Source organism: Bartonella sp. CE47NXGY, from assembly GCF_042195415.1.
GTDB lineage: Bacteria > Pseudomonadota > Alphaproteobacteria > Rhizobiales > Rhizobiaceae > Bartonella.
The window spans coordinates 1-511 of the sequence record NZ_JBHIOI010000312.1; the positions used below are offsets into that span (position 1 = coordinate 1).

At 32.7% G+C, this 511-nt stretch carries 1 protein-coding gene; it reads right to left on the reverse strand.

All coding sequences use genetic code 11. From position 1 onward, the window contains the following. Positions 1–190: 190 nt before the first annotated feature. Positions 191–511, reverse strand: a 321-nt coding sequence (locus ACFIL3_RS11265; protein WP_375682320.1) for a hypothetical protein, incomplete at its 5' end; no start/stop codon positions are given.

Genomic DNA, 511 nt, shown 5'->3' on the forward strand with positions numbered 1-511 from the left:
AGACAGACAACCGGTATGATAAACATTAAAACTTATATAGAAATCTCCTTAAAGCTGAAAAAATGAGAAATCTTTCTTAAAGTTTTCAAACCACCCCTTGCTTTAAAAATCATGAATTTGACAGAAAAAATATCCCTCTTTTTCAACTTCAAAGCATATATTATACTTTTTGATGTTGTTTTTTCACTTTTTAAAAACTCATTGGACCTCGTGCAAATAGGTTTGGCCGTCCTTTTTTCCCTGGTCTTCTTTTAGGATAATGATCTCTTTTTTTACCAGAATGTAACACAGGTACTAACTTAGCTGCTGTTATGCATTCGCTGTTATTTGTGCAAGAAAGTTCTATCTGAAAAACTTCAGATAATAACTTGCAAAGCTGTTCAGCAGAAAAAAAACCTATTGGAGGAACAGTCGAAGATGCTCTCTGTATAAGATTTTGAGACGCTAAAAAACTTGCACCTTGAGCCATAGAGATTGAAGCAAAAGTAGCAAAAGCTGTAATAAAATATTT